The organism is Streptomyces sp. NPDC101152, assembly GCF_044768275.1.
GTDB lineage: Bacteria > Actinomycetota > Actinomycetes > Streptomycetales > Streptomycetaceae > Streptomyces.
Genome location: NZ_JBIWPO010000054.1, coordinates 23,051 through 48,041 on the forward strand (window position 1 = coordinate 23,051; position 24,991 = coordinate 48,041).

A 24,991-nucleotide genomic window follows, 5' to 3' on the forward strand; every position below is an offset into this window, starting at 1 on the left:
GTCCAGGTGCTCGGCTCGGGGTTCGTTCAGCATGATGCACTGCCAGGTCTACGGTAATAGACTCGGTCAGGCGTGTGAACCCGTTTTGCAACTGTCCCGGATGCTGGACTCAGCCGCCCGTCCAGGGCTCCCCGCCACCGTGGCCGCCGTAGGCGCCGTAGTCGTAGCTGTACGACGGTGTCGACGATCCGGCCGCGGTCGACGACCAGGATGCGGTCGGCGTCGGGCGAAGTTGAGATCGTGGGTGATCATGATGGTCGTACGGCCGGCCATCAGACGCCGCAGGGGTCTGACCACCCGGCGGGCGGCCATCGCGTCGAGGCCGGTCGTCGGCTCGTCCCGGACCAGGACCGGGGAGTCGCGCAGAATGGCGCGGGCGGCGGCGACCTCCGGCTGGGCGAGGACGGCTTCGAGGGCGGACAGCACGCCGTGGACGTCGGAGAGGACGGCGACCAGCGGCTTCAGGCATGGGTCCGAGTCTGCCGCCCTCCCTTCCGTCACGGGCTCAGACACCTGATCGGCTCTCCTCTCCGTCGAGCCCTGCCGCCAGCACCTCCGCCAGATGCCGGCCCCGCACCCCGGCGAGGTGTTCCAGCTGGGTACGGCAGGAGAAGCCGTCCGCGAGGACCACCGCCCCGTCGGGCGCCTCCCGTAGGGCGGGCAGCAACTGGTCCTCCGCGCAGGCCGACGACACCTCGAAGTGCCCTTTCTCGAAGCCGAAGTTGCCGGCCAGGCCGCAGCAGCCGCCCTGGAGGTCGCCGCCGAGGCCGGCGGCCTCCCGCACGCGGCGGTCGGGGCCGTCGCCGAGGACCGCGTGCTGGTGGCAGTGGGTCTGGCCGGTCACCGGGCGGTCCAGCCGGGGCGGCGTCCAGTCGGGTGCGTATGTCTCCAGGGCTTCCGCGAAGGTCAGCACCGAGGCGGCGAGCCGGGCCGCGCGCGGGTCGTCGTGGAGCAGCTCCGGAAGGTCGGTGCGCAGGGCCGCGGCGCAGCTGGGTTCCAGGACGACCGGCGCCGGCTCCTCCCCGGTCTCCGACGCGAGGTAGGGGTCGAGCAGGTCGAGCGTGCGGCGCAACACCGCGCGGGCGCGGTCGAGTTGGCCGGTCGAGAGGTACGTCAGACCGCAGCAGACCGGGCTGCGGCGCCGCAGGAGGTTGACGGTGCACCCGGCGCTGCCGTCCTTCTCCCTCGTCCGCCTGACGGGCCGGGACATGCGCGGGATCAGCACCACCCCGAGTCCGGCCGCCTCCAGGATCCGCACGGCCGCCTTGCCCACGTCGGGCGACAGGTGCTCGGTGAAGGTGTCCGGCCACAGCAGGACCCGCCGCGGCAGCATTCCGCCGGCGTCTTCCCGGGGATGCTCCTCGTACGCCGCTCCCGCACCGGCCTCCCGTCGCCCGCTCGCCCTGACCCGGCGTCCGTACCACCGGCTGAAGGTCTCCTCCGCCACCCGCGGAACCGCCCGCTCGGCGGCGATCCCTCCGAGCCGTTTGCCGAGGGCCGCGAGCGGGCCCACGCCGGCGAGGAAGTTGACCAGCCGCGCCGTGTGCGTACGCTCCACGAGCCGCAACCACCTCGGCAGCCACCCCATGCTGTAGTGGGCGGCCGGGCGGCGGCGTCCCGCGTAGTGGTGGTGCAGGAACTCCGCCTTGTACGTGGCCATGTCGACCTCGACCGGGCAGTCGGAGCGGCAGCCCTTGCAGGACAGGCACAGGTCCAGCGCGTCCCGCACCTCGGTGGACCGCCAGCCGTCGGTGACCAGTTCCCCGGCGAGCATCTCGTGCAGCAGCCGGGCACGCCCGCGCGTGGAGTGCTCCTCCGCGCCGGTCGCCCGGAAGGACGGGCACATGACCGACGCACCGGACGCGGCCGTCGTACGGCACTTGGCGACACCCACGCAACGCCGGACCGCCGCCGAGAAGTCGCCGCCGTCCGCCGGGTAGCCGAAGGCCACCTCGACGGGTTCCCGGGGCAGCACGGAGAACCGGAGGTCGGCGTCCAGGGGAGCGGGGCGGACCAGCATGCCGGGGTTGAGGAGGTCGTCCGGGTCCCAGACGGCCTTCGCGCGCTCGAAGAGGGCGACCAGTTCGGGGCCGTACATCCTCGGCAGCAGTTCGGCCCGCGCCTGTCCGTCGCCGTGCTCCCCGGACAGGGAGCCCCCATGGGCGACGACCAGGTCGGCGAGTTCCTCCGAGAAGCGCCGGAAGCGTGCGACGCCGGCCTCGGTGAGCAGGTCGAAGTCGATGCGTACGTGGATGCAGCCGTCGCCGAAGTGCCCGTACGGCGTGCCGCGCAGTCCGTGGGAGGACAGCAGGGAGCGGAAGTCCCGCAGGTAGGCGCCGAGCCGGGCGGGCGGCACCGCGCAGTCCTCCCAGCCGGGCCAGGCCTCCGAGCCGTCCGGCATCCTGGTCGCCGTACCGCTGGCGTCCTCGCGGACGCGCCACAGGGCCCGCTGCCTGGCCGGGTCGGTGACCACCAGCGCGTCCACGACGTCGGCGGCCCGCACGACCGCCTCCGCCCGCGCGCGTGCTTCCGCCCCCGACTCCCCTCCCGTCTCGACGAACAGCCACGCCCCGCCCCGCGGCAGCCCCACCGTGGACCGCACCAGGTCGGCCGCCATGCCCTCCACCGTGAGCGGCCCGTACGGCAGCAGGCCCGCCGCCGCTTCGGCCGCCGCGCTCTCGTCGGCGTACGCCAGCACGGCGAGCGCACGCGCGCGGGGTGCCTCCACGAGCCGTACGACCGCCTCCGTGAGCACCCCCAGGGTGCCCTCGCTGCCGCAGAAGGAGCGGGCGACGTCGGCGCCCCGCTCGGGCAGCAGGGCGTCCAGCGCGTAGCCGGAGATACGGCGGGGCAGCTCCGGGAACCCGGTCCGCAGCCGCGCCAACTCCCCCTCCGCCAGCGCGCGCAGGCCCTCCGGGGCGCCGGTCCAGTCCCGGCCGAGCCGCAGCCGGTGCCCGCGCGCGGTGACGACGGCCAGCTCCCGCACGCTGTCCGCGGTCGTCCCCCACGCCACCGAGTGGGCGCCGCAGGAGTTGTTGCCGATCATGCCGCCGAGCGTGCAGCGGCTGTGCGTGGACGGGTCGGGCCCGAAGCGCAGACCGTGCGGCGCGGCGGCCTCCTGGAGCCGGTCCAGGACCAGACCCGGCTGCACGACGGCCGTGCGCGCCTCGGGATCCAGGGAGATCAGGCGGTTCATGTGGCGCGTGAAGTCGAGCACCACGCCCACGCCCGTCGCCTGCCCGGCGATCGACGTGCCCCCGCCGCGCGCCACCACCGGCACCCCGCGCTCCCGGCACACCGCCAGCGCGGCCGCCACGTCCTCGGCGTCCCGTGGGGCCACCACTCCCAGCGGGACGCGCCGGTAGTTGGACGCGTCCATGGTGGCCAGCGCCCGGGACGTGACGTCGAACCCGACCTCACCCCGGACGGCTCCGCGCAGCTCCGCCTCGAGATCCGTCATGCCCCCAGCATGCATCCGACCACTGACAGTCACGGCGCCCCCGTCCACGCGAACCGCGCCGCGCGAGCGGCGGAATCTGTGAACGCCTCCAGAACCGTCCCAATTCGATCACGAACTCCCATATAGTGACGGCCAGTTGAGCACCAGGTGTCGCTTCTCGCCAGGGACACGACCGGAACGATCGGCACGACGGCACGAACTGCACGACCGAACGACCGAGGACCCCGACCGAGGACCCGATTCATGACCGCCCCCACGCCGCCCGGCGAACGCCCCACCCTGCGCAGCGTCATGCCCGCGCCGCTGCTCGCCGCCCTGCTGGCCGCGATCGCCGTGGCCGGCGCGGTCGCCCGAGTACCGCTGTCCGAACGGGTTCCGCTCACGATCGGGGCGGGTGTGGGAGCCGTCCTGCTCGTCGCGGCCGTGTCCGTGGCCGCGCACGCGGTCCAGACGACGCGGCTGACCCGGCGCAGGCTCGACGCGGTCGCCGCGGACACCGGACGGTTGCTGCAGGACCGGATCCGGCAGAGCGCGGAGTTCGACCAGGAGCGTGTGCGGCTGACCGAGGAACTCACCCATGAACGGGCCCGGGTGGCGGCCGAGATCGCGCGGGAACGCGCGCGGCTGAGCGCCGAGTTCGGCCAGGAACGGGCCCGGTTCGCCGCCGAGAACGCCCGGCTGGCCGAGCGGGCCCGGCAGGCCGAGCACGACCGCGCCGCCGCCGTCTCGGCCACCGCCAACGCGGCCGGACGGATGCAGGCGCTGGCCACCGGCACGCTCGCCGACCTGCGCGCCATGGAAGAGCGCCACTCGGACGAGGACGTCCTCGCCGACCTCCTCCACCTCGACCACCGCACCGCCCAGGCGGGCCGGCTCGCCGACTCCGTCGCGGTCCTCGCGGGCGCGCGCTCCGGGCGGCGCTGGGCCCGTCCCATCGCCATGGAGTCGATCCTGCGCGGTGCGATGGGCCGTATCAGCGGTTACCGACGCGTGCGCGTGCACTCCGCCAGCGAGGCCGCGGTCGCCGGGCACGCCGCGGAGGGCGTGATGCACGCCCTCGCCGAACTCCTCGACAACGCGGCCAATTTCTCACCGCCGAGCGCCGAGGTGCACGTGTACGTCGAGGAGGTGCCGGCCGGTGTCATCGTGTCCGTCGAGGACAGCGGCCTGGTCATGGGCGAGGTCCAGCTCCGCCGGGCCCAGCAGGCCGTCTCCGGCGACACGGACGGCCTCGGCGGCCTCACCGGCACCCGCCTCGGCCTCGCGGTCGTAGGCCGCCTGGCCCGCAAACACGGCCTCAAGGTCTCCTACCGCCCCTCCGCCCGCGGCGGCACCGGCGTCCTCCTCCTCATCCCCCAGGACATCCTCGTCCCGACCCCGCAGCCGACCCCGCCGCCCCTCCAGGACCTCCCGCCCACCAAGCCCCCGAGCCCGACCGACGGCCGGACGGGCACACCGACGAAGGCCGGACCGTCTCTGCCGGGGAAGGGCGAGCCCCGCCTGCCGGGAACCGGACGGACAGGTACGCCGAGCGAGGCCGGGACCCGCCTGCCGGGCGACGAGCGGACACAAACGCCGACCGAGGAGGCCCGCCTGTCGGGCGCCGGGCGGACACAAGCGCCCGGCGAGGTCGGGACGCGTCTGCCGGGCGGCTGGCGAAGCCAAGTGCCTGCCGAAGGGGACGTCCCCCTGCCGAGCCACGGGCCGGCACAAGCCCCGGCCGACAGCCGCGCGCTCCCGCTGGCCGGCGGCCGCACGCCGACGCCGGCCGACGAGCCCGATGGCCGGCAAACACGACTGCCCACCACAGCGGAGCGCCGTCTGCCCAGCCAAGACGGGCCACCCCTGTCCAGCCCGGGGCTCGCAGCCCCGGCCGACAACCGCACGCACCCGCGGGGCGAGGGACGGACGCCGGCGCCTACCGAAGGCGGGAACCGCCTGCCGGACGGCTGGCGGACGCATCTGCCTGCCGAAGGGGACGTCCCCCCGCCGGGCCACGGGCCCGCACACGCCCCGGCCGACAGCCGCACGCGCCTGACCGGCGAAGGTGGGACCGGGTTACCGCCCGGCGGAGCAGCGGACGCGTCCGTCAGTGGTGCGGGCAGTGTGCGCGGGGCCCTCGGGGGGAAGTCCTGGATGCCGGCCGACGGGGAGCCGTGGCCGTCCGGTGGGGATCCGTTGCGCGAGGCGTACGAAGGGCACCGTGGCGTCGCCGGGACGGGACCGGACTCCGCCCGTGTTCGGGCGCACGAGTCGCACCCGCCCCTCCCCTCCGCACACGACCTCCCCCAACGCCGCCGGGGCCAAGCGCTCGCCGCGGCCGAGCGGGAACGCGACCGCGCACGCGCGCGTGCCGCCGACGTCGACGCCGGCCCCGCACCCGTCACCCTCGACGACCCCCTGACCCGCGCCGCCCGCTTCAGCAGCTTCCGTCGCGCCGTACACGGCTCGCTGTCGGACCAGGCCGCCCCCGACGACCCCGGGGCCGCCGAACCTCACCGCCAGGCGGACGCCCCGTCGACGGACGCGCCGCGCCGCCACGACCCCGCACCCGACCCTCACCCGAAAGGCACCCCCGCCTCATGACCGGCACGACCACCGCCGACGAGAAGCTCACCTGGCTCATCGAGGGCCTGCTGGAGCGCACCCCCGGCGCGCGGCACGCGCTCGTGCTGTCCCGGGACGGGCTCAAGCTGTGCCGCACGCCGGCGCTGACCCCCGACCAGGCCGACCAGCTCGCCGCGATCGCCGCCGGCATCCAGTCCCTGTCGCACGGCGCCTCCGTGGAGTTCGGCGACGGCACCGGCGGCGTGCGCTCGGCGATGACCGAGTTCTACGGCGGCGTGCTGTTCATCGTGGAGGCGGGCGACGGCGCCCACCTGGCCGTCATCACCACCGAGGACGCCGACGCCGGCCTCGTCGGCCACAACATGACCGAACTCGTGGAGCAACTCGGCGAACACCTGAGCGCGCGTCCCCGGACCTCATGAGCCGCCCCGGCAGGGACGACTCACCCGACCGCCTCTACACCCTCACCGGGGGCCGCGCCCACGCCGCCCCGGACAGCCCCTTCGACCTGGTCACCCTCGTGGTCGCCGAGTCCGCCCCGGTACCCGGCATGCAGTCGGAGCACGCGGAGATCCTGCGGATCACCCGGCACCCCACCTCCGTGGTGGAGCTGGCCGCCGAACTGTCCCTCCCGGTGAGCATCACCAAGATCCTGCTCACCGACCTCCTCGCCGCGGGCCGGGTCAGCGCCCGCCACCCGAAGAAGGCCGCCGTCATCGACCCCGACGTCCTGGAACAGGTGCTCGTTGGACTCCGTAACCTCTGACCCTCCGCGCAGCCCCCTCGGCGCCACCGCCGACAACGGCCTGAAGATCGTGATCGTCGGCGGCTTCGGCGTCGGCAAGACCACCCTCGTCCGCTCGGTCAGCGAGATACGCCCCCTCAGCACCGAGGAGACGATGACCGAGGCCGGCGAGCACGTCGACGACACCGACGGCGTCCGCGGCAAGCGGGCGACCACCGTCGCCTTCGACTTCGGCCGCATCACGCTCGACGCCCGCAACGTGCTGTACCTGTTCGGCGCCCCCGGCCAGGAACGGTTCTGGTTCCTGTGGGACCGCCTCTTCTCCGGCACGCTCGGCGCCGTCGTCCTCGTCGACACCCGCCGCATCGACGACAGTTGGTACGCCATCGACCGCCTGGAACACCGCGGCACCCCCTTCATCGTGGCCTGCAACGACTTCGGCGGCCCGGCCCACCCGCCCGGGCGCCTGCGCGAGGCCCTCGATCTCGACCCGGACGTCCCGCTGCTCGACTGCGACGCCCGCTCCCGCGCCTCCGGCAAGCGGGTGCTGATCACGCTGGTGGAGCACGTCAGGAACCGGTACGCCCGCCAAGCCCCCGTCACCGAACAGGAGTTGGCACTGTGACCGCCCCCACCGCCCGCACCGCACCCGGCGTGCCCCCACCCCCCGTCCCGCTCGGCGGCCCCGGCTTCCAGGCCGACCCGGCCCGCCTGTACCGGGAGCTTCGGCGCGAGCACGGCGCCGTCACACCGGTGCTGCTCGACGGCGACGTACCGGCGTGGCTGGTGCTCGGCTACCGCGAACTGCACCAGGTGACCGGCGATCCGGTGCTCTTCAGCCGGGACTCCGAGCTGTGGAACCAGTGGGATCGCATCCCCGCCGACTGGCCGCTGCTGCCGATGATCGGCCGCAGACAGCCGTCGATCCTCTACACCGTCGGCGAACGCCACCGCGAGCGGGCAGCGATGATCAGCGACGCGCTGGAGGCCGTCGACCCCTCCGAACTGCGCGGTTACGCCGAGAGGTTCGCCGACGAGCTGATCGACGCGGTCTGCGCGCGGGGCGAGACGGACCTCGTCGCGGAGTACGCCATGCTGCTCCCGGTGCGGGTGCTGGCCCGCCTGTACGGCTTCGCGGACGAGCAGGGTCCGGGTCTGGTGGCCGCCCTCAACGACATGGTCGACGGCCGGGAACGGGCGATCGCCGGGCAGACGCACCTGGCCACGTCGATGGCCCGGCTGCTGGCCGACCGCCGCGCGGCGCCCGCGGACGACGTCGTGTCGCGGATGCTCGGCAACCGCGCCGGCTTCGGCGACGAGGAGATCATCCAGGACCTGATGGTCATGCTGGCGGCCGGCCACCAGCCCACCGCCGACTGGATCGGCAACTCGCTGCGCCTGATGCTGACCGACGACCGGTTCGCCGCTTCCCTGTTCGGCGGCCGCAACAGCGTCGCCGACGCCATGAACGAGGTGCTGTGGGAGGACACCCCCACCCAGAACGTGGCCGGCCGCTGGGCCCTGCGGGACACCCAGCTCGGCGGCCGTCGCATCCGCGCCGGGGACCTGCTGATCCTCGGCCTGCAGGGCGCCAACTCCGACCCGCAGGTCCGCACCGACGGCTCCGCGCTCACCGGCGGCAACAGCGCGCACTTCTCCTTCGGGCACGGCGAGCACCGGTGCCCGTTCCCCGCGCAGGAGATCGCCGAGGTGATCGCGCGCACCGCCATCGAGGTCGTACTGGACCGCCTCCCCGACATCGACCTGGCGGCCGCACCGGAGTCCCTCACCCGCCGCCCCTCCCCCTGGCTGAGAGGCCTGACCGCCCTCCCCGTCCGCTTCACCCCCGTACCGGTCCTCTGACCCCACGCCCCGCCCGGCCGAACCACCCTGCCCGTCCGACCCCACCCCTGCCTCGGGAGGCACCCGTATGACGACGACCGGCATCGAAGAGACCCGTACCGAGGAGACCCGCATCGCGTTGGACCCCTTCGTCGCCGACCTCGACGGCGAGAGCGCGCGCCTCAGGGCCGCCGGGCCGCTGGCCGCCGTGGAGCTTCCCGGCGGTGTCCCCGTCTGGGCGGTCACGCGGCACGCCGAGGCCAAGCAGCTGCTGACCGACCCCCGGCTGGTGAAGGACATCGACGTCTGGGGCGCCTGGCAGCGCGGCGAGATCCCCGCGGACTGGCCACTGATCGGCCTCGCCAACCCCGGCCGCTCCATGCTCACGGTGGACGGCGCCGACCACCGCCGTATGCGCACGCTGGTGGCGCAGGCACTGACACCGCGCCGCGTGGAGGAGATGCGCGGCCGGATCACCGAGCTGACGGAGGGGCTGCTCGACAAGCTCCCCTCGGACGGCGAGGTCGTCGACCTGAAGGCCGCCTTCGCCTACCCGCTGCCCATGTACGTCATCGCCGACCTGATGGGCATGGACGAGGCCCGGCTCCCCCGCCTGAAGGAGCTGTTCGAGAAGTTCTTCTCGACGCAGACCCCGCCCGACGAGGTCGTCGCCACCCTCACCGAACTCGCGGGCATCATGGCGGACACCGTCGCCGCCAAGCGTGCCGAGCCCGGCAACGACCTCACCTCGGCCCTGATCCTGGCCTCCGAGGACGGCGACCACCTCACCGACGAGGAGATCGTCTCCACGCTCCAGCTGATGGTCGCGGCGGGCCACGAGACGACGATCTCCCTCATCGTCAACGCGGTGGTGCAGCTGTCACTCCATCCGGAGCAGCGGGCGCTGGTCCTCGCCGGGAAGGCCGACTGGTCCTTGGTCGTCGAGGAGACCCTGCGCCACTCCACCCCCACCTCCCACGTGCTGATCCGCTTCGCCACCGAGGACGTCCAGGTCGGCGACCGGACCCTGCCCGCGGGCGACGCGCTGATCGTGTCGTACGCCGCCATCGGCCGCGACGAGCACGCCCACGGCCCGACCGCCGGGGACTTCGACGTCACCCGGACCTCCCCGAACCGGCACATCAGCTTCGGCCACGGCCCGCACGTCTGCCCGGGCGCCGCCCTCTCCCGCCTCGAAGCAGGCGTCGCCCTCCCGGCCCTGTACGCCCGTTTCCCGGACCTCGACCTGGCGGTCCCGGCCACCGCCCTGCGCCACAAGCCGGTGGTCACCCAGAACGACCTCTTCGAACTGCCGGTCCGCCTGACCAGGTAGATCCTGGTGGGTTCCGACAAGTCCACGAACCGGAGGAGTCGTCTCATCGAACGGACACGTTTCCGTCCGGTTTCGCCGAGGGGATACGCTCCGGCTCGTGGCTGAGATCCAGATTCCTTCTGACATCAAGCCCGCGGACGGACGTTTCGGCGCGGGTCCCTCCAAGGTGCGGACGGAGGCGCTGGACGCCCTCGCCGCGACCGGTACCTCCCTCCTCGGTACGTCCCACCGCCAGGCCCCCGTGAAGAACCTGGTCGGCCAGGTCCGCGAGGGCATCTCCCAGCTGTTCTCCCTCCCCGAGGGCTACGAGGTCGTCCTCGGCAACGGCGGCTCGACGGCCTTCTGGGACATCGCGACCCATGGCCTGATCGAGAACAAGTCGCAGCACCTGACCTTCGGCGAGTTCAGCTCGAAGTTCGCCAAGGCCGCGAAGCTCGCCCCCTGGCTGGCCGAGCCGACCGTGATCGCCTCCGACCCCGGCACCCACCCCGAGCCGCAGGCCGAGGCGGGCGTCGACGTCTACGCGTTCACCCACAACGAGACCTCCACCGGTGTCGCCGCCCCGATCAAGCGGGTCGCCGACGCCGACGAGGGCGCACTGGTCCTGGTCGACGCGACCTCCGGCGCGGGCGGCCTCCCGGTGGACGTGTCGGAGACCGACGTCTACTACTTCGCCCCGCAGAAGTCCTTCGCCTCCGACGGCGGCCTGTGGATCGGCGTCTTCTCCCCGGCCGCGATCGAGCGCGCCGAGCGCATCCACGCGTCCGGCCGCCACGTCCCGGAGTTCTTCTCGCTCCCGACGGCGATCGACAACTCCCGCAAGAACCAGACGTACAACACCCCGGCCCTCGCCACCCTCTTCCTGCTGAACCAGCAGTTGGAGTGGATCAACGGCCAGGGCGGTCTCGCCTGGTCCACGGCCCGGACGAAGGACTCCTCGACCCGCCTGTACAGCTGGGCGGAGGAGTCGAAGCACGCGACCCCGTTCGTCACCGACCCGGCCAAGCGCTCGGCGGTCATCGGCACGATCGACTTCGCCGACGAGGTCGACGCGGCGGCCGTCGCCAAGGTCCTGCGCGCCAACGGCATCGTCGACACCGAGCCCTACCGCAAGCTGGGCCGCAACCAGCTGCGCGTGGCGATGTTCCCGGCGATCGACCCGGCGGACGTCGAGGCGCTGACGAAGTGCGTCGACTACGTGATCGAGAGGCTGTAACTCCCTGGTCAGCCCCTTGGTCAATCCCCTTTGTGGCGCAGCTTGTTGCAGGGCCCTGTCGGTGACAGGGCCCTCGCTGTTGGGTACGGCCGTGGCATGAACAGACCGATACCGGGCACCGCGGAGTTCGCGGTGCGGCACATCCTCAGCGACAAGGTGACGGGCTTCCTCGTCCGTACCCGTCGGATCACCTGGCGGGACAGCATCTTCCGGGTGCGCCGGCCGCAGGCGGGCAAGCAGACCGTCGAGGTCACCTGCCCCGTGTGCGACGCGTCCCTGCTGGCCGAGGTCCGCACCGAGGCACGCACCCGCCGGACCAGTGTCATCCTGCTGACCCTGGCCGCCCTCTGCCTGCTCGTCCTCCTCACGGCGTTCCCCTACGTCGTCCACGAGGGCGGCAAGACACTGCCCGAGGGCCAGTCGCTGCCGACCCTGTTCCCCATCAGCGTCGGGGCGATCGTCCTCGCGATCGCCGTCGGTCCCGCGCTCTTCCTCCAGGGCCGCGCCTACAACGGCGTCACCCTCCTCGACGCCCCCAAACCCCGCCGCATCCACGGCATCAAGCCCGTGAAAAAGGGCCCCAGGCGCTGAACACCGGCAACGACGAAGGGGCGCCCGGCACCCACCGCCGGACGCCCCTCCCGCTCAGGTCGCCGAGCACTGCGGGGTCGGTACCGCGCCCCCACCCGGGGCGCCCCCGAACCCGAAGCTCGTCGAACCGCCCACGGGGACAGCACCGTTGTGAGCGGCGTTCGCCGCGGTCACCGTCGTACCGGTCTGCGTGTACGACGCGTTCCACATGCTGGTGACCTGCTGGGAGCCGCTCCAGGTCCACGTCACCTTCCACGAACTCAGCGCCGTGCTCCCGGTGTCGGTCACCGTCACCTGGGCGTTGAACCCGCTCCCCCAGTCACTGCTGACGGCGTAGGAGGCCGAGCAGGAAGCCGTGCCCCCGCCGCCTCCGCCACCACCCGTACCGGTGCCGGGGAAGAGAGGTGCCTTGATGCTCGCCAGGTAGCCGTCCTTCACGGTGTCCACGGTCTGCCAGTCGTCCTTCAGGAGCCCGCCCGTGTCACCTGAGTCGGGATTCCAGGACCAGAACGTCCACTGGAAGGAGTCCCCGCCGTACGTCGACGTCGGCCGCAGGTAGCTCACCAGCGCCGCCAGCCACTTCTGGTCGGTCGTCGAGGCGAGCGTCGTACCGAACTCGCCCACCCACACCGGCGCGAGGTTCTGCTTGAAGACGTAGCCCCAGTACTTGTCCCAGACGCCGGGCAGGTTGGCGGGGAAGGAGGGGTCGCTGAACCAGGGCTGCTGGGCCACGCTGGTGGCGTAGTCGTGGGCGGAGTACACGAGACGGCCGGCGACGTTCAGCCGTACCGGGTACTGCGCGACCCCCATCAGGTTGCCGCCCCACCAGCCGGAGACGCCGTTGTAGGTCTGCACGCCCTCGACGAAGATCAGCAGGCTGGGGTTGACGGAGAGCACGGCGTTCCCGGCGCGCTCCGCGGCCAGCCGCCAGTCGGTCGCCGCGTCCCCGCAGCCCCAGCAGGCCGGGTCGTGCGGCTCGTTGTGCAGGTCGATGCCGATGACGGTGTCCTGGCCCTGGTACCGGGCCGCGAGGGCCTTCAGGTCGGCGATCCACGTCGACTCGGGGACGGACGAGGTGTACCAGAGCGCGGACTGGCCGCCGGCGTCCGGCCGGTGCCGGTCGAGGATCACCTTGAGGCCGTCCTGACCGGCGTACGCCACGATCTTGTCCATGACCTGGAGGGAGTTGAGGCCTCGCAGGTCCGCGTTCTTGCCGCCGCTGAAGTCGATGCTGTCGGGGACGGTCGTGGACTTGAAGACGTCGTCGCTGTACGGGAGCCGGATGGTGTTGTAGCCCAGCGATCTCATCTGGTCGATCATGGACCGGTAGTCGCGGGACCACAGGCCGTGGACGACGTGGTTTCCGGTCTCGAAGCCGAACCAGTTGACACCGGCGATCCGGACCGGCTGCCCGGCCGCGTCCAGGATCTGGCGTCCGCTGGTGTGCCAGTAACCGGCGCCGGCCGCCCCGGACGTGCCCGCCGCATGGGCCGCGTGCACGCCGGCCAGGGGCAGCACGAGCGCCGCGGCGACGGCGCACAGCGCTCTTCGCAGGTTGCGGAACATGTGCCTGGTTCCTTTCGGGTTGGCGCGGCCCCGGAACCGGTGGGAGCGCTCCCACTCCCGCGCGTCTTCCAGCAAACAGATAGGTCATGCTCGCGTCAAGAGAACGGTCGAAGGCGACCACGCGCCCTCAGTCCCGTCGCCTCAGCCGCCGCACCCCGAACACGCCCGCCGCCAGGACCGCCACCGCCAGCGCACCGATCTTGACGTTGCCGCCCAGGCCGCCGCCACCCGCCCCCGAAGCACCCGAACTGCCGCTCCCGGAGCCCGACTTGGAACCGCCGCCCGGCACGTCCACCGCCTGCACGGGGCTGTTCTTGCCCTCGCTGCCGTACAGGAGCTTGGTGCCGTCCAGCGAGTAGCTGACGGACTCGCCCTGGCCCTGCAACGGCACGTCCAGTTGGCCCTCCCGCTTGATCCGCCCCCCGTTCCAGGCGTAGTAGATACCGCCGAAGTACCCGCGCACGGCGAGTTGCCGGCCGTCCGGGGAGATGGCCGCGTCGGTGGCCCACAGGTCGACGGTGGCGACGGGGCGGAAGATGTTGGCGTGGGTGGACGAGAGAGTGGCCGGGCCCTCGAACAGGTGGCCGCCCTCCTCGTTCTTGTCGACGATGTACGGACGGCCGGTCTTCGGGTCGACGACCAGCGACTCTGCGTTGCGCGGTCCGTTCGCGTACTTCACCACGTACTGCGTGGCCCGGATGGTCTGGTCGACGAGGTTCTTCGGCTCGGGCAGCCGGTAGATCCACACGTACGGCCACTTGCCGCCGAGGTTGTCGCCGATGTCACCGACGTAGATCCGGTCGTCGGGCCCGATGGAGATGGCCTCCACGTCACGCGGCGTGCCGACGCCCTCCAGCGTGATCGTGGCCACCGTCTTCCCGGTGGCGCTGTCGACGGCGTAGATGTACGGGCCGTCACCGCTGTCGTTGTGGGTCCAGTAGATCCCGGGGTGGAGGTGGGAGGCGGCCAGTCCGCTGGACTCGGCGACGCGCGGGTCGGTGATCGTGAACCCCTTGTCCCCCCTGTCGCCCTTGTCGCCGTTCCCGTCGGCGGCGGAGGCGGGCACGGCGAGGACGCTCATGAGCAGGGCCCCGGCCAGTGCCGTGGCCGGCACTGGCAGAGCGAACGGTCGGCGCATGTGGCCCAGCCTGCCATCAGGGACGCCGGTCCGCCGTGCGCGCCGCTCGCACTCTCCGTGGCGGGCCTCACACCCGGCCCGTCCGATTGGTCCCTTCGTGATCGTCCATCATGAGCGGATGCTCAGGTTCATGCCGGTCGGCGACTCCATGACGATCGGAAGCGCGGGTGAACACACCTGGCGGTACCGCCTGTGGCAGCATCTGCGCGAGACGCACGGCGGCGCGTTCGCCCTGGTCGGCCCGCGCGAGACGCTGTACGACAAGGCGACGGACGCGCCGACCTCGTACGCGTACGCGGACCCGGACTTCCCCCGCGCCCACCTGGCCGGCTGGGGCGAGGGCTGGGTGCACATGGCCCCGCTGATCGGCGCCACGGTCCGCACGCACCGGGCCGACGTGCTGCTGGTCTCCCTCGGCCTGATCGACCTGGGCTTCTACACGAACGCGGAGCAAACGGCGGACAACGTCCGGGCGTTCGTCGAGCAGGCGAGGTCGGCCAACGCCCGCGTCCGGGTGGCCGTCCTCCCGGTGATCCCGAACGTCCGCGCGGCCGAGGACGGCCCCTTCGCGGCGCAGGTCGCCCTCTTCAACGACCTGCTGGCGAAGGTCCTCGCCGACCTGGACGAACCCCGTTCCCCGCTCCTGCTGGTCCCGCCCCCGCCCTCGTACGACATCCACCTCGGCACCTACGACGGGACGCACCCGAACGCCAGCGGCGAACACAAGATCGCGGCCGCCTTCGCCGACGCCCTGCACCAGGCCTGGGACATGGGCGGACCGTACGGCGGGTAGCCCCGAACGATCGGGCAGGTGTTCCTCTCCGCGTGTCCTGGTCACCGTGCGTATCGTTGTACTGCGCGGCTGTTGCTCGTCGACGGGGCAGCCGGGGAGGAGCGCCACGATGACCGTCCTTGACGACAGGATCGAGATGGCCGACGCCGACGCCGACACCGAGCGTTTGGACGAGTGGTTCGAACGGCTTGAGCGTATGCCCGTCCCCGAAGGATTCAGGGTCGAGATCGTCGGGGGCAACGTTTTCATGACGCCACAGCGGGACACCCACTGGCTGATCATCCGCGAGTTCCTCTGGGCACTCGAGGACCGGTTCGGGCGGAAGGTCAAGGTCTTCTCGGACGTCCGCATCGACTTCCCGGGCCACGAGAACGGCTTCTGCCCCGATGTCGCCCTGCTCAAGGACTCGGCGAAGAAGGACGAAAAAGGCCGGTGGCGCTACCAGGACGTCCAGTTCGTCGCCGAGGTCATCTCGGAAGGCACGGCCCACAACGACTACGTGCCGAAGCGGCTGACCTACGCGGAGGCCGGGGTCCCGCTGTACGTCATCGCAGATCCCTACCAAGGCACCTGTCTCGTCCACACCGACCCGCGGCAGGGCGACTACGCCGAGCCCACGAAGGTGGACTTCGGCACCGACCTCGACCTGACCGGCACCGTGGTCGACCTCGTCCTCAAGACCGACGAGTTCCCCCGCGACTGACTGACAGAATCCGTCGCATGGCGATCATCCACAACACCACCCTCAAGCCCACCAAGCTGGAACTGCTCACCGCCTGGCTGCCCACCCGCCCCTGGTACGTCGGTGCCGGCGAGCCGGAGCTGACCAAGGCCGGCGGGTTCCGCCTTGACGACCCGGCGGGCGAGGTCGGGATCGAGTTCATGGTGGCCCTCGACACCTCAGGCCCCGAACCCGTCGCCTACCACGTGCCCCTCACCTACCGCGGCGCCCCGCTCCCCGGCGCCGAGGACGCTCTCATCGGCACCATGGAGCACGGCGTGCTCGGCCCCCGCTGGGCCTACGACGGTGTCCACGACCCGGTGCTGTACGCCCAGCTCCTGGCCCTGTTCGAGGGCCGCGTCCAGGCCCAGGCGCAGAGCCTCACCGACACCCCCGACCACGAGGTCACCCGCTCCTACGCCGGCACCGGTCTCCCCTCCCCCCACTGGCCCGTCACCGTCACCGACGACCAGGACGGCACCGCCCTCGGTTCCGGCCTGCGCATCCGCCGGATCCTGCGCCCCACCGACCCGGACACCGTCCCCGAGGGAGCCGCCGGTCAGGTGACCGGTGCCTGGGAATCCCCGGACGGCATCCGGATCCGTTCCGTGGTGGCCTTCCTGGAGCCCGCCGCCCCGAGGCCCCTTGCCTAGAGCGCGCTCCACGTCGTTGGCTAGGTGGTCATGAAGTACACGCAGCTCGGACGCACGGGACTCAAGGTCAGCCGACTGGTCCTCGGCACGATGAACTTCGGACCGCAGACGAACGAGACGGACAGCCACGCGATCATGGACGCGGCGCTGGACGCGGGCATCAACTTCTTCGACACGGCGAACGTGTACGGCTGGGGCGAGAACAAGGGCCGTACCGAATCGATCATCGGCAACTGGTTCGCGCAGGGTGGCGGGCGACGCGACAAGGTCGTCCTCGCCACCAAGGTCTACGGCAACATGGCGGCCGACGGCGAGTCCTGGCCCAACCACGACAAGCTCTCCGCCCTCAACATCCGCCGCGCGGTGGACGCGTCGCTGAAGCGGCTCCAGACCGACCACATCGACGTCTACCAGTTCCACCACGTCGACCGCGCCACCCCGTTCGAGGAGATCTGGCAGGCCATCGACACCCTGGTCACCCAGGGCAAGATCCTCTACGTCGGCTCCTCCAACTTCCCCGGCTACAAGATCGCCCAGGCCAACGAGGTCGCCGCCCGGCGCGGCGGGACCATCGGCCTGGTCAGCGAGCAGTGCCTCTACAACCTCGCCGAGCGGCGCGCCGAGATGGAGGTCATCCCGGCCGCGCAGGAGTACGGCCTCGGGGTGATCCCCTGGTCGCCGCTGCACGGCGGTCTGCTGGGCGGTGTGATCAAGAAGGAGGTCGAGGGCGGCCGCAGGGCGAGCGGCCGGGCCGCGGACTCCCTCGCCAACACCACCATCCGCGCGCAGGTGCAGGCGTACGAGGACCTGCTCGACAAGCACGGCGTCGAGCCGGGTGAGGCCGCCCTCGCCTGGCTGCTGACCCGCCCGGGAGTGACCGGCCCCATCGTCGGCCCGCGTACGGCCGAACAGCTCGCGTCGGCGATCAGCGCCGTCGAGCTGGAGCTGAGCGAGGAGCTGCTGGCCGGTCTCGACGAGATCTTCCCGGGTCCGGGGCCCTCCCCGGAGGCCTTCGCCTGGTAGGCGGCACGACGGTGTGGCGGCGGCGGTCGGTTCGGCTACTTTCCGAGCGCCGCCGCCAACGCCACCACCACGAACAACAGCACGAGCGCACCGGCCATGATCCGGTTCCGGGTCTTCGGGTCCACGTACCCGAGCCTAACCGGCCCCTCCGAGCGCCCAACGGGCGACCGCCTCGTAGCGGGGCTGCTCCCCGGGAACGCCGGACTTCGGCAGGTTGCTGCGCACGAGCGCCAGCTCGTCCACGGTCCAGCTACGGCCCTCGAACCCCGCCAGTTCCGTCAGGAACGGCTGCACGTCCACCGCGTCCCGGCTGCGTGCCAGCGTCAGATGGGCCTTGTAGCGCCGGTGGTCGCCCATCGGCACGCCCGCCTTCCGCGCAGCCGCCTCCGCCCGGTCGGCCAGCAGCCGCAGGGCCGGGACGTCGCCGAACACCCCGGCCCACAGCGCCCGCCCGTGCCCGAACTGTCCGCCGCCGCGCAGCTCCAGCGGGAAGGGGTCGGTACGGCGGGCCGCCCGCTCCAGCCTGGCCGACAGCTCCGGTACGACGTCGTCGTCCACCTCGCCGTAGAAGGCGAGCGTGAGGTGCCAGCCGGGGCGGCCGGTCCAGCGCAGCCGGTCCGCGCCGGGCAGCGCGCGCAAGCGGTCGACCTCGTCGGCGAGTTCCCGTACGGCGTCCTCGGGCGGCAGCACGGCGGCGAAGAGTCTCACGCTGCCGCCGCCAGTTCCTCGCGCGGCACGAACCGCACGACCGGATGGCCGCGGTGCCAGCCGAGCGTGAGCCGTAGTCCGCCCACCCGGGCCAGGAGCAGGCCGATGACGACCGCCGCGCCCGCCGCGATCGCGCCGCCGACCGCCAGGCCCGCCCGGACGCCGTAGGTGTCGCTGATCCAGCCGGCGATGGGCGCGCCGATGGGGGTGCCGCCCATGAAGACCATCATGTAGAGGGACATCACCCGTCCCCGCATGGCGGGGTCGGTGGCCATCTGGACGGTGGTGTTGGCGGTGACGTTGACCGTCATGCCGAACATGCCGAGCGGGACCATGATCAGGGCGAAGAGCCACAGGGACGGCGCCACGGCCGCCACCAGTTCCAGCCCTCCGAAGGCCGCCGCCGCCGCGATCATCACCCGCATCTTCGCCGTTCCGCGCCGGGCCGCGAGCAGGGCGCCGACCAGGGAGCCGACCGCCATCAGCGTGTTGAAGGCGCTGTAGGCGCCGGCGCCGGAGTGGAAGACGTTGTCGGCGAAGGCCGAGAGGTAGACGGGGAAGTTGAAGCCGAAGGTGCCGACGAACCCGATGAGGACGATCGTCCAGATCAGGTCGGGCCGCCCGGCGACGTAGTGCAGGCCCTCCCGCAGCTGGCCCTTGCCGCGCGGCGCCCGCTCCACGACGTGCAGTTCCCGGGCCCGCATCAGCAGCAGGCCGGCGATCGGCGCGGCGAAGGACAGGCCGTTGACGAGGAACGCCCAGCCGGTGCCCACACCGGTGATCATCACACCGGCGACGGCGGGGCCGACGAGCCGGGCGGACTGGAAGTTCGCCGAGTTCAGGCTGACCGCGTTCTGCAGCTGCTCCGGGCCGACCATCTCGGAGACGAAGGACTGCCGGGCCGGGTTGTCGAGGACCGTGGCGAGGCCGACGGCGAAGGCGGCGACGTAGACGTGCCAGACCTGGACGTGGCCGGAGAAGGTCAGCAGGGCCAGGGCGATTCCGGTCAGGGCCATCGCGGACTGGGTGAACAGCAGCGTGGGGCGCTTGGGCAGACGGTCGACGAGGACACCGCCGTAGAGGCCGAAGAGCAGCATCGGCAGGAACTGCAGGGCGGTGGTGACGCCGACGGCGGTCGCGGAGCCGGTGAGGCTGAGGACCAGCCAGTCCTGGGCGATGCGCTGCATCCAGGTGCCGATGTTCGAGACGACCTGGCCGGCGAAGAAGAGCCGGTAGTTGCGGACCTTCAGCGAGCTGAACATCGAGGACTTGCGGGCGGCTCTGGGGGCGGGCGGGGAGGTGTGGGGGGTGGTCGGTGCGGGGGCGGATTCTGCTCCGGGTCCCGAACTCAAAGGGTTCGCCTCCTCTTTTCAGTGCTCCGTACTGCTGCTTACAGGTGCGCGAGCTTCTCCAGCACGGGGGCGGCGGCGCGCAGTTTGGCCCACTCGTCCTCGTCCAGGCCCTCGACCAGGCCCGCCAGGAACGCGTTGCGTTTGGCGCGGCTCTCCTTGAGCATGGCCTCGGCCTGCTCGGTCTTGGTGACGACCTTCTGCCGCCGGTCCTCGGGGTGCGGCTCCAGCCGCACCAGTCCCTTGGCCTCCAGCAGCGCGACGATGCGGGTCATCGACGGCGGCTGCACGTGCTCCTTGCGGGCGAGTTCGCCCGGGGTGGCACTGCCGTAGTTCGACAGGGTGCCCAGCACCGACATCTCGGTGGGGCTCAGCGACTCGTCGACGCGCTGGTGCTTGAGCCGACGGGACAGCCGCATGACGGCTGAGCGAAGGGAGTTCACGGCGGCAGCGTCGTCGCCATGCGTGAGGTCCGGCATGTCTTTAGCGTAACTCATTACTCTCGCTAAACAAGCTGGCGCGCAGGGCGATTCCCGTGACCCTGGCCACTGACACGAGAGCTTCACCCTTACGGGTGAGAGGGCGGCGGAAAGTGACCAGCTCCCCGATCCCGGCAGCGACCCTCGTGTCCATGGGGACAGAAGTGCTCAGCCTGCGAATAGACGGGGAGCTGCTCGAGCGGCTCAGGGACCACGCGTCCAAGAGGGGGATGAGCGTCCAGGACTATGTGGTCCGGACGCTCGTCCGTGATGACTTCGACGAGCGGTTCCAGAGCGCCGTCGAGGAGACCGAGAGGTTCTACGGGGTCACGTGAGGCCCAGGGCCGGCATCAGGTAGTAGAAGCCGAACACCGCCGCGACGACGTACATCGGCACCGGGATCTCCCGGCCGCGCCCGGCCACCAGGCGCAGCACCACGAAGGTGAGGAAGCCCATGCCGATGCCGTTGGTGATCGAGTAGGTGAAGGGCATCATCACCATCGTCACGAAGGCCGGGATGGCGAGGGTGTGGTCGGCCCAGTCGATCTCCTTGACCGACCCGGCCAGGATCAGGAAGCCGACCGCGAGCAGGGCCGGGGTGGCCGCCTGGGACGGGACCATGGTGGCGACGGGGGTCAGGAACAGCGCCACGGCGAACAGCGCGCCGGTGACGACGTTCGCGAACCCGGTACGGGCCCCCTCGCCGACGCCGGCCGTGGACTCCACGAAGCAGGTGGTGGCCGAGGAGGAGCTGGCGCCGCCCGCGGCGACCGCGATGCCGTCGACGAAGAGGACCTTGTTGATGCCGGGCATCTCGCCCTGGGCGTTGGTCAGCCTGGCCTCGTCGCTGACGCCCATGATCGTTCCCATCGCGTCGAAGAAGCACGACAGCAGGACCGTGAAGACGAAGAGGATCCCGGTCAGCACGCCGACGTGGGAGAAGCCGCCGAAGAGGCTGACCTTGCCGATCAGGCCGAAGTCGGGGGTGGCGACCGGGTTGCCGGGCCACTTGGGCGTCGTCAGGCCCCAGGACGGGATCTTCGCCACCGCGTTGATGATCACCGCGAGGACGGTCATCGTGACGATCGAGATCAGGATCGCGCCGGAGACCTTACGGACGATCAGCGCGAGGGTGAGCAGCGCGCCGAGAATGAAGACCAGCACCGGCCAGCCGCTCAGGTGACCGTTCGCGCCGAGCTGGAGCGGGACGGTGGTCTGGGCGGCGTCCGGGATGCGGGAGACGAAGCCGGAGTCGACGAGCCCGATCAGCATGATGAACAGGCCGATGCCGATGGAGATCGCCTTGCGCAGGCTGTAGGGCACGGCGTTCATCACGCGCTCGCGCAGCCCGGTGGCGACCAGCAGCATCACCACGAAGCCGGCCAGCACGACCATGCCCATCGCGTCCGGCCAGGACATCCGGGGCGCGAGCTGGAGGGCGACGACCGAGTTCACACCGAGGCCGGCCGCGAGCGCGATCGGCACGTTGCCGACGACGCCCATGAGGAGGGTCGTGAACGCCGCGGTCAGCGCGGTCGCGGTGACCAGCTGGCCGTTGTCCAGGTGGTGCCCGTACATGTCCTTCGCGCTGCCCAGGATGATCGGGTTGAGCACGATGATGTAGGCCATCGCGAAGAAGGTGGCGAAGCCGCCACGGATCTCCCGGGGGAGCGTGCTGCCCCGCTCGGAGATCTTGAAGTAGCGGTCGAGCACACCCGACGCGGGGGTGTTCCCCGGCTGCTGCGGGGCGGTGGCCTTGGCGGGAGCCGAGGTGGACATTGGATGTTCCTACGAGCAGAAGTGGACAGACGCAAACGGTTTCAGTATGAACATATGAACGCACGGACGCTATCTCCGCGCGTAGACCCGCCTTCGACCGGGGTGGACCCGCGGAGAACCGCGTAGACCCGATCGCCTCGTAAGCTGTCCTCCATGGCGAAGTGGACCGCGAAGCACGAGGCGCCGGAGCCCCTGGAGGGGCCCGTCGTCGCCACCATCACCGGCGGCACGATCCTCTGGTTCGTCCTCTTCCTGGTGCAGCTGCCGTTCTACGGCTGGTTCCACGACCACGGCCACACCTGGTGGCTGTGGACGTGCCTGACCGGTGGCGTGCTCGGCCTGTACGGCGTCTGGTTCGTCAGGAAGCGGGACGCGGCGATCAAGCGCGCGGCGGTACCGGGGTCGGGTGCCGGGGAGTAACTTCCTACAACCGCCGCAGGACCCCTGCTCCTCCGCAGGTCGGAACTTTCCGTCACTCGGCGGGTGAAGGCGCAAAACCGCACGTACCGTCGAATGCATGACGCGAATCGACGCGGGCGCCGAGCTCGACCCCGTGCACCCCGTGCCCGCCCCGGTGGCGACGCGCGGACTGACCCCGGCCGAGGTCGCCGAGCGGGTCGCGCGGGGCCAGGTCAACGACGTACCGGTGCGCAGCAGCCGGTCGATGGGCGAGATCGTCCGGGCGAACGTGTTCACCCGGTTCAACGCGATCATCGGCCTGCTCTGGCTGATCATGCTGTTCGTCGCACCGTTCCAGGACAGCCTGTTCGGGTACGTGATCCTCGCCAACACCGGTATCGGCATCATCCAGGAGTGGCGGGCGAAACGGACCCTGGACTCCCTCGCCGTGATCGGGGAGGCCCGGCCGACGGTACGGCGGGACGGGGTGGCCGGCCAGGTCAGTACCTCCGAGATCGTCCTGGACGACCTGATCGAGATCGGGCCCGGCGACAAGGCCGTGGTCGACGGCGTGTGCGTCGAGGCCGACGGTCTGGAGATCGACGAGTCGCTGCTGACCGGGGAGGCCGACCCGGTGGCCAAGCGGCCCGGCGACCGGATCATGTCCGGCAGCTTCGTCGTCGCGGGCGGCGGCGCCTTCCAGGCCACCAACGTCGGCCGCGAGGCCTACGCCGCCCAACTGGCCGAGGAGGCGTCCCGCTTCACCCTCGTCCACTCCGAACTGCGCACCGGCATCTCCACGATCCTCAAGTACGTGACCTGGATGATGATCCCGACCGCGATCGGCCTCGTCATCAGCCAACTGGTCGTCAAGCAGCACGGCATCAAGGACTCGATCGCACGCACCGTCGGCGGCATCGTGCCGATGGTCCCCGAGGGCCTGGTCCTGCTGACCTCTGTGGCCTTCGCCATAGGCGTGATCCGCCTTGGCCGGAAACAGTGCCTGGTGCAGGAACTCCCCGCCATCGAGGGCCTCGCCCGCATCGACACCGTCTGCCTCGACAAGACCGGCACCCTCACCGAGGGCGGCATGGACGTCACCGAGCTCAGGCCGCTGCAGGGCGCCGACGAGTCGTACGTCCGCAAGGTCCTCGGCGCCCTCGGCGAGTCCGACCCGCGGCCCAACGCGTCCCTGCAGGCGATCATCGACGCCTACCCGGACGTGGAGGACTGGCGCTGCACCGAGTCCCTCCCCTTCTCCTCCGCCCGCAAGTACAGCGGCGCCACCTTCAGCGAGGGCGACGGCCAGTCCAGCACCTGGCTGCTGGGGGCGCCGGACGTGCTGCTGGGCGCGGACGACCCCGCCCTGCTGGAGACCGACCGCCTCAACGAGCAGGGCCTGCGGGTCCTGCTGCTCGCCCGCTCCTCCCGCGACCTGGACGACACCGAGCCGGCCCGGGGCGCCCGCCCCACCGCCCTGGTCGTCCTCGAACAGCGGCTGCGCCCCGACGCGGCCGACACCCTGCGCTACTTCGCCGAGCAGGACGTCCACGCCAAGGTCGTCTCCGGCGACAACGCGGTGTCGGTGGGCGCGGTGGCCGCGAAACTGGGCCTGACCGGCAGGGCGGTCGACGCCCGCGGCCTGCCCGCCGAGCAGGAGGAGCTGGCGAGGTCCCTGGACGACGGCACGGTCTTCGGCCGGGTCACCCCGCAGCAGAAGCGGAACATGGTGGGGGCGCTCCAGTCCCGTGGCCACACCGTCGCGATGACCGGCGACGGCGTGAACGACGTACTGGCCCTGAAGGACGCGGACATCGGTGTCTCGATGGGCTCGGGCTCCGAGGCCACCCGCGCGGTGGCTCAGATAGTCCTCCTGAACAACAGCTTCGCCACCCTGCCGTCGGTGGTGGCGGAGGGCCGCCGGGTGATCGGCAACATCACGCGGGTGGCGACGCTCTTCCTCGTCAAGACGGTCTACTCCGTCCTGCTGGCGATCATGGTGGTCTGCTCCGGGGTCGAGTACCCCTTCCTGCCCCGGCACCTGACGCTGCTGTCCACCCTCACCATCGGCGTCCCGGCCTTCTTCCTGGCCCTGGCCCCCAACACGGAACGGGCGAAACCGCACTTCGTGCGGCGGGTGATGCGGTACTCGATCCCCGGCGGGGCGGTGGCGGCGGTGGCCACCTTCGTGACGTACCTGATCGCCCGTCACTACTACACGGGTGGCGGCCAGTTGGACGCGGAGACCAGCGCCGCGACGCTGACCCTCTTCCTGATCTCCATGTGGGTCCTGGCGATCATCGCCCGCCCCTACACCTGGTGGCGCGTCGCCCTGGTCGCCGCGATGGGCGGGGCGTTCGTGTTCGTCCTGATCGTCCCCGGGCTCCAGCACTTCTTCGCGCTGAAACTGGTGGGCGAGACGATGCCGTGGGTCGCGGTGGGCATCGCGGCGGTGGCGGCGGCCGCCCTCGAACTCCTGTGGAAGTGGGTCGACCGCCGCTTTCCCGCCTAGGGCCTGTTGCGAAAGTGGCGTCGTCGCCCGCAGGGCGGCCGCGCGGCGTCGTGGGGGTCCCTCGCGCGAGTTGTTCGAGCGTGGGGGAGCGTGCTCTCGGCGTGCCGGCCGGAGGA

Annotated in this window: 22 protein-coding genes and 1 pseudogene; 15 read left to right on the forward strand and 8 right to left on the reverse strand. The window is 71.6% G+C overall.

Annotated elements, in window-relative coordinates; all coding sequences use genetic code 11:
* Positions 1–26: 26 nt before the first annotated feature.
* A pseudogene (locus tag ACIRVK_RS38605) lies at positions 27–387 on the reverse strand (hypothetical protein); the annotation flags it as partial.
* 118 nt (positions 388–505) lie between these two features.
* Positions 506–3,460 (reverse strand): FAD-binding and (Fe-S)-binding domain-containing protein, encoded by a 2,955-nt coding sequence (locus ACIRVK_RS38610; protein ID WP_404255664.1) that lies wholly within the window; start codon positions 3,458–3,460, stop codon positions 506–508.
* Positions 3,461–3,703: 243 nt separating this feature from the next.
* On the opposite strand from ACIRVK_RS38610, the gene ACIRVK_RS38615 reads away from it, so the two are divergent.
* The 8 genes from ACIRVK_RS38615 to ACIRVK_RS38650 all read left to right on the forward strand — a co-directional run bounded on the left by ACIRVK_RS38615 (position 3,704) and on the right by ACIRVK_RS38650 (position 11,755).
* The gene (locus ACIRVK_RS38615; protein WP_404255666.1) at positions 3,704–6,046 is read left to right on the forward strand and encodes an ATP-binding protein; all 2,343 of its coding nucleotides are present in this window, start codon (positions 3,704–3,706) and stop codon (positions 6,044–6,046) included.
* The gene (locus ACIRVK_RS38620) at positions 6,043–6,450 is read left to right on the forward strand and encodes a roadblock/LC7 domain-containing protein (RefSeq protein WP_404255668.1); all 408 of its coding nucleotides are present in this window, start codon (positions 6,043–6,045) and stop codon (positions 6,448–6,450) included. Before ACIRVK_RS38615 ends, ACIRVK_RS38620 begins: the two co-directional genes overlap by 4 nt.
* Positions 6,447–6,794: a DUF742 domain-containing protein gene (locus ACIRVK_RS38625; RefSeq protein WP_404255670.1), complete on the forward strand. Its 348-nt coding sequence runs from the start codon at positions 6,447–6,449 to the stop codon at positions 6,792–6,794. Before ACIRVK_RS38620 ends, ACIRVK_RS38625 begins: the two co-directional genes overlap by 4 nt.
* Entirely contained in the window at positions 6,775–7,398 is a 624-nt protein-coding gene (locus tag ACIRVK_RS38630; protein ID WP_404255672.1) for a GTP-binding protein, read from the forward strand. Before ACIRVK_RS38625 ends, ACIRVK_RS38630 begins: the two co-directional genes overlap by 20 nt.
* On the forward strand, positions 7,395–8,636 hold the full coding sequence (locus ACIRVK_RS38635; protein WP_404255674.1) for a cytochrome P450: 1,242 nt from the start codon (positions 7,395–7,397) through the stop codon (positions 8,634–8,636). The genes ACIRVK_RS38630 and ACIRVK_RS38635 overlap by 4 nt, the downstream gene beginning before the upstream one ends.
* 67 nt (positions 8,637–8,703) lie before the next feature.
* Positions 8,704–9,948: a cytochrome P450 gene (locus ACIRVK_RS38640; RefSeq protein WP_404255676.1), complete on the forward strand. Its 1,245-nt coding sequence runs from the start codon at positions 8,704–8,706 to the stop codon at positions 9,946–9,948.
* 97 nt (positions 9,949–10,045) lie between these two features.
* A complete protein-coding gene (serC, locus tag ACIRVK_RS38645; RefSeq protein ID WP_404255678.1) occupies positions 10,046–11,164 on the forward strand; it encodes a phosphoserine transaminase in 1,119 nt (372 codons plus the stop codon).
* 96 nt (positions 11,165–11,260) lie between these two features.
* Positions 11,261–11,755 carry a hypothetical protein gene (locus ACIRVK_RS38650; RefSeq protein ID WP_404255680.1) on the forward strand — a complete coding sequence of 165 codons (495 nt, stop codon included), beginning with the start codon at positions 11,261–11,263 and terminating at the stop codon, positions 11,753–11,755.
* 54 nt (positions 11,756–11,809) lie between these two features.
* Here ACIRVK_RS38650 and ACIRVK_RS38655 read toward each other — a convergent pair whose 3' ends face one another.
* Together ACIRVK_RS38655 and ACIRVK_RS38660 are read right to left on the reverse strand one after the other, a co-directional pair.
* Complete coding sequence (locus tag ACIRVK_RS38655; protein ID WP_404255682.1) at positions 11,810–13,321, reverse strand: cellulase family glycosylhydrolase; 1,512 nt, start codon at positions 13,319–13,321, stop codon at positions 11,810–11,812.
* A 127-nt stretch (positions 13,322–13,448) separates the two neighbouring features.
* Positions 13,449–14,459 carry a WD40 repeat domain-containing protein gene (locus ACIRVK_RS38660; protein ID WP_404255684.1) on the reverse strand — a complete coding sequence of 337 codons (1,011 nt, stop codon included), beginning with the start codon at positions 14,457–14,459 and terminating at the stop codon, positions 13,449–13,451.
* Positions 14,460–14,577: 118 nt separating this feature from the next.
* Here ACIRVK_RS38660 and ACIRVK_RS38665 point away from each other — a divergent pair, with 118 nt between their 5' ends.
* The 4 genes from ACIRVK_RS38665 to ACIRVK_RS38680 all read left to right on the forward strand — a co-directional run bounded on the left by ACIRVK_RS38665 (position 14,578) and on the right by ACIRVK_RS38680 (position 17,649).
* Positions 14,578–15,252 (forward strand): GDSL-type esterase/lipase family protein, encoded by a 675-nt coding sequence (locus ACIRVK_RS38665; RefSeq protein ID WP_404255686.1) that lies wholly within the window; start codon positions 14,578–14,580, stop codon positions 15,250–15,252.
* A 109-nt stretch (positions 15,253–15,361) separates the two neighbouring features.
* The gene (locus tag ACIRVK_RS38670; RefSeq protein ID WP_404255688.1) at positions 15,362–15,955 is read left to right on the forward strand and encodes a Uma2 family endonuclease; all 594 of its coding nucleotides are present in this window, start codon (positions 15,362–15,364) and stop codon (positions 15,953–15,955) included.
* A 17-nt stretch (positions 15,956–15,972) separates the two neighbouring features.
* Positions 15,973–16,626, forward strand: a complete 654-nt coding sequence (locus ACIRVK_RS38675) for a 1,4-alpha-glucan branching protein (RefSeq protein ID WP_404255690.1) — start codon at positions 15,973–15,975, stop codon at positions 16,624–16,626.
* Positions 16,627–16,656: 30 nt separating this feature from the next.
* Positions 16,657–17,649, forward strand: coding sequence for an aldo/keto reductase (locus ACIRVK_RS38680; RefSeq protein WP_404255692.1), 993 nt, complete (start codon positions 16,657–16,659; stop codon positions 17,647–17,649).
* 135 nt (positions 17,650–17,784) lie between these two features.
* Here ACIRVK_RS38680 and thpR read toward each other — a convergent pair whose 3' ends face one another.
* Genes thpR through ACIRVK_RS38695 form a run of 3 tightly spaced genes read right to left on the reverse strand, consistent with a single transcriptional unit; the run spans position 17,785 to position 20,185 of the window.
* Entirely contained in the window at positions 17,785–18,357 is a 573-nt protein-coding gene (gene thpR / locus ACIRVK_RS38685; RefSeq protein ID WP_404255694.1) for an RNA 2',3'-cyclic phosphodiesterase, read from the reverse strand.
* On the reverse strand, positions 18,354–19,709 hold the full coding sequence (locus ACIRVK_RS38690; protein WP_404255696.1) for an MFS transporter: 1,356 nt from the start codon (positions 19,707–19,709) through the stop codon (positions 18,354–18,356). Before ACIRVK_RS38690 ends, thpR begins: the two co-directional genes overlap by 4 nt.
* Before the next feature lie 38 nt (positions 19,710–19,747).
* Positions 19,748–20,185 carry a MarR family winged helix-turn-helix transcriptional regulator gene (locus ACIRVK_RS38695; protein ID WP_404255698.1) on the reverse strand — a complete coding sequence of 146 codons (438 nt, stop codon included), beginning with the start codon at positions 20,183–20,185 and terminating at the stop codon, positions 19,748–19,750.
* A gap of 146 nt (positions 20,186–20,331) precedes the next feature.
* Here ACIRVK_RS38695 and ACIRVK_RS38700 point away from each other — a divergent pair, with 146 nt between their 5' ends.
* Complete coding sequence (locus tag ACIRVK_RS38700; RefSeq protein ID WP_404255708.1) at positions 20,332–20,520, forward strand: ribbon-helix-helix protein, CopG family; 189 nt, start codon at positions 20,332–20,334, stop codon at positions 20,518–20,520.
* Here the strand turns inward: ACIRVK_RS38700 and ACIRVK_RS38705 are convergent.
* Positions 20,513–21,964, reverse strand: a complete 1,452-nt coding sequence (locus tag ACIRVK_RS38705) for an NCS2 family permease (protein ID WP_404255700.1) — start codon at positions 21,962–21,964, stop codon at positions 20,513–20,515. The genes ACIRVK_RS38700 and ACIRVK_RS38705 overlap by 8 nt on opposite strands.
* Positions 21,965–22,117: 153 nt before the next feature.
* Between ACIRVK_RS38705 and ACIRVK_RS38710 the strand changes: the two genes are divergently transcribed.
* Together ACIRVK_RS38710 and ACIRVK_RS38715 are read left to right on the forward strand one after the other, a co-directional pair.
* Positions 22,118–22,384 carry a DUF2530 domain-containing protein gene (locus ACIRVK_RS38710; RefSeq protein WP_404255702.1) on the forward strand — a complete coding sequence of 89 codons (267 nt, stop codon included), beginning with the start codon at positions 22,118–22,120 and terminating at the stop codon, positions 22,382–22,384.
* Positions 22,385–22,481: 97 nt separating this feature from the next.
* The gene (locus ACIRVK_RS38715; protein ID WP_404255704.1) at positions 22,482–24,875 is read left to right on the forward strand and encodes an HAD-IC family P-type ATPase; all 2,394 of its coding nucleotides are present in this window, start codon (positions 22,482–22,484) and stop codon (positions 24,873–24,875) included.
* Positions 24,876–24,991 lie beyond the last annotated feature (116 nt).